The 2,407-nt window shown below is 36.2% G+C and carries 4 protein-coding genes; 2 read left to right on the forward strand and 2 right to left on the reverse strand.

The window, feature by feature from the left end; genetic code table 11:
• Positions 1–41 precede the first annotated feature (41 nt).
• Together Q9R24_RS14915 and Q9R24_RS14920 are read right to left on the reverse strand one after the other, a co-directional pair.
• Entirely contained in the window at positions 42–344 is a 303-nt protein-coding gene (locus Q9R24_RS14915) for a helix-turn-helix domain-containing protein (protein ID WP_001140620.1), read from the reverse strand.
• Positions 337–693 (reverse strand): type II toxin-antitoxin system RelE/ParE family toxin, encoded by a 357-nt coding sequence (locus tag Q9R24_RS14920; RefSeq protein ID WP_004668307.1) that lies wholly within the window; start codon positions 691–693, stop codon positions 337–339. The genes Q9R24_RS14915 and Q9R24_RS14920 overlap by 8 nt, the downstream gene beginning before the upstream one ends.
• A 603-nt stretch (positions 694–1,296) precedes the next feature.
• Between Q9R24_RS14920 and Q9R24_RS14925 the strand changes: the two genes are divergently transcribed.
• Together Q9R24_RS14925 and Q9R24_RS14930 are read left to right on the forward strand one after the other, a co-directional pair.
• Positions 1,297–1,725, forward strand: a complete 429-nt coding sequence (locus tag Q9R24_RS14925) for an organic hydroperoxide resistance protein (RefSeq protein WP_005108699.1) — start codon at positions 1,297–1,299, stop codon at positions 1,723–1,725.
• Between the two features lie 6 nt (positions 1,726–1,731).
• Entirely contained in the window at positions 1,732–2,163 is a 432-nt protein-coding gene (locus Q9R24_RS14930; RefSeq protein ID WP_005108698.1) for a MarR family winged helix-turn-helix transcriptional regulator, read from the forward strand.
• Positions 2,164–2,407: the final 244 nt, after the last annotated feature.

Here is a 2,407-nt window from a genome sequence, read left to right on the forward strand (position 1 = left end):
ACGAATCTAAAAATGGGAGCCTATAGCTCCCATTTTTATTGTTAAACGTTGAATCCTATATGTTTTCCTGTTGGAAGCTCTACATCAATACGGAGCTTCCCACCCATTGCCTCAACATACTTTTTCATGGTTGAAATCTTAAGATCATTGCCACGATTTTCTATTGCTGAAAGCGATGGCTGTTTTATTCCCAAAGTTTCAGCAAGCTCTTTTTGAGAAATTTCGAGTTCTTCACGAATAAGATGAAGCTGATTTTCTAGCAGTAATTCATCAGCCATTTTTTGAATACGGGCTTGGCTCTCTGGAGAGCGGCTAGCTAACAATTCTTGCAGAGTCTTAGCCATTAGATTTATCTCCTAGGGTAGTGAGATGAAGTTGGTATTGTTCATCTGCAATATCCAGCATGTCTTTATAAAAACGCTTTTTACCGCCTTTATCAGCAATACATAGAACAATAGCCTGTCGTAAGGGATCAAATGCGAAGAAAGCTCTTAAGGGTCTACCGCGATGTTGAACACGCAGTTCTTTCATATTGGTAAATTTAGACTCATACACAGTATCTACTAAAGGACGGCCTAAACTCGGTCCCTGCTGCTGTAGAACAACCAGGGCAGCTAGGACCTTCTCTTGTGTAGGTTCATCTTGCTGTTCAAGCCACTGATTAAATAGATCTGTCGTAATGACTGTCCACATACCACAACCAAAATATAGATTATAGTCTATATTTTAGGGGCATTATGTTTGTTTTGCAAATGAGAAAGGATAAGCAATAAAAAACCCCGGTATCCTGCCGGGGGTTTCTATTGTTACTTGCTGCGCTTTTGTACCCTTTGGTCCATGTGCAATAACTTATAATTTTTGTTTTATGTTATGGAACTTCCTGTTCCTGATGAGTTCATCATAGGAAAACTCCAGTTTTCAGAATAGCCGCAAATAGCCGATATTCTTGTGCGTTCTAACCTACAAAATAGCCTAAATTTTATCCACAGCAATTGGGGATAGTTTCGCAACCTGGATCCGCATGGAATGGACACTTTTACTCAAATTGATCGTTTTTTAACCAATTTTACTGGCAAAATGTTACAGATTCGCTTAAAAACTCACCAACTTATTACAAAAGCAGATTTCTGCTGATTTATTGGTCATAACTAAATTTTTAAGTGATTGATTTTTAACTTAATATGCAAATGCATTTCGTATAACCGCCATTATGTTAAATCGCATATAAAAAAATTGACATAAATTAAATTTTATACAATTATATTGCACACAATATATTATTTAAAGGTAATTAAAATGAGTAATCTTTATTCTACCCAAGTTAAAGCAATCGGTGGACGTTCAGGGAATATTCGTAGTGAAGATGGTATCTTAGAACTAAAATTAGCTTTGCCAAAAGAATTAGGTGGTCGAGGTGATGCAACGAATCCTGAGCAATTATTTGCAGCTGGCTATGCTGCATGCTTTGGAAATGCCGTGATCCATGTAACTCGTAGCAATAAAGAACATAAAATCCGTGATAACGATGTAGAAGTCCTGAGTACTGTTGGCATGGTTGCTAATGGCAATGGTGGATTTTCCTTAACAGTACACTTAGATGTCACTCTTTCAGGTATTTCACAAGCTGATGCAGAGAAGATCGTGGAACAAACGCATCAAGTATGTCCTTATTCCAACGCTATTCGAGGTAATATACAGGTATCGACCACTGTCTATACCAAATAAAAAGCTATGTCCAAGAATCAGCTTTGCCTAGATGAGCAACTATGTTTTCCTATTTATGCTGCATCTAATTTAATCGTAAAAGCTTATCGCCCTTTTCTTACACCTCTCGGACTCACTTATCCTCAATATTTAGTGATGTTGGTTTTATGGGAAAAAGAATGTGTAAGTGTGGGTGATCTTGGACAAATTTTACACCTGGATAGTGGGACACTAACGCCCTTACTAAAAAGAATGGAAAAGTCTGAACTTATTAATCGATCACGTGATCCTAATGATGAAAGAAGAGTCCTTATTTCATTAAAAGAAAAGGGTCGAGAGCTACGAGCTGCCGCAGAAATGATTCCTAAAGAGCTGACTCAAAGTATTCAACTTGAAAATTTAAATAAACTAAAAGAAGAATTAAAGTCATTGGTTAAAGTGTTATCAGAGAAAATTTAAGAAATCTTATTATCTGGTGATATGAGTCACTATGATTCTGAAAATTAATTAATTTTTCTAAAATTAACATAATACACCTTATACGAAACGTGTTTGTTAGAACCCATTTAAAGTGTCTATATTCTCACCAATAAAAATGTCTGGTTTATGATGGTTTTTATGGCACTGTTGCAAATAGAGATTTGAGTCGATGATGTTCCCTTTAAAAAGTACTTAGAGACCGAAAACCCTGTTGATTAGACAT

Origin of the sequence: Acinetobacter sp. RRD8, from assembly GCF_031844225.1 — a bacterium.
In the GTDB taxonomy this organism is placed as follows: domain Bacteria; phylum Pseudomonadota; class Gammaproteobacteria; order Pseudomonadales; family Moraxellaceae; genus Acinetobacter.

Coding starts and splice junctions, on each gene's coding strand:
- Q9R24_RS14920 (WP_004668307.1), bottom strand. CDS start 693: ATGTGGACAGTCATTACGACAGATCTATTTAATCAGTGGCTTGAACAG.
- Q9R24_RS14915 (WP_001140620.1), bottom strand. CDS start 344: ATGGCTAAGACTCTGCAAGAATTGTTAGCTAGCCGCTCTCCAGAGAGC.
- Q9R24_RS14925 (WP_005108699.1), top strand. CDS start 1,297: ATGAGTAATCTTTATTCTACCCAAGTTAAAGCAATCGGTGGACGTTCA.
- Q9R24_RS14930 (WP_005108698.1), top strand. CDS start 1,732: ATGTCCAAGAATCAGCTTTGCCTAGATGAGCAACTATGTTTTCCTATT.